Source organism: Pseudoalteromonas sp. SG44-1 (genome assembly GCF_014164315.1).
GTDB classification, from domain to species: domain Bacteria; phylum Pseudomonadota; class Gammaproteobacteria; order Enterobacterales; family Alteromonadaceae; genus Pseudoalteromonas; species Pseudoalteromonas rhizosphaerae.
The window spans coordinates 1-261 of record NZ_JACJEW010000299.1 but is presented as its reverse complement, the minus strand read 5'-3'; the positions used below and the strand labels follow the sequence as shown (position 1 = coordinate 261).

Below are 261 nucleotides of genomic sequence, written 5' to 3'. Positions count from 1 at the left end.
AATGGCACTGAATGATACTGCTATCATTCTTTTTTACTTTTGAAAACTCTGTACAAATACACTGTATTTATACGAATTTTATTATCAGCTTTTCCAAATTTTTAAAGAGCATATTAATTAGTTAAACCCAATGGGCAAAACTAACTAACAATCATCTGTGTGGACACTACGAACAAATAAGTTCTAAATCGTATAAGGAGGTGATCCAGCCCCAGGTTCCCCTAGGGCTACCTTGTTACGACTTCACCCCAGTCATGAATC

Annotated in this window: 1 rRNA gene; it reads right to left on the bottom strand. The window is 35.6% G+C overall.

What is annotated here, in order from left to right:
* Positions 1 to 193 precede the first annotated feature (193 nt).
* Positions 194 to 261: ribosomal RNA gene (locus H5187_RS24230) — 16S ribosomal RNA — on the bottom strand; the annotation flags it as partial.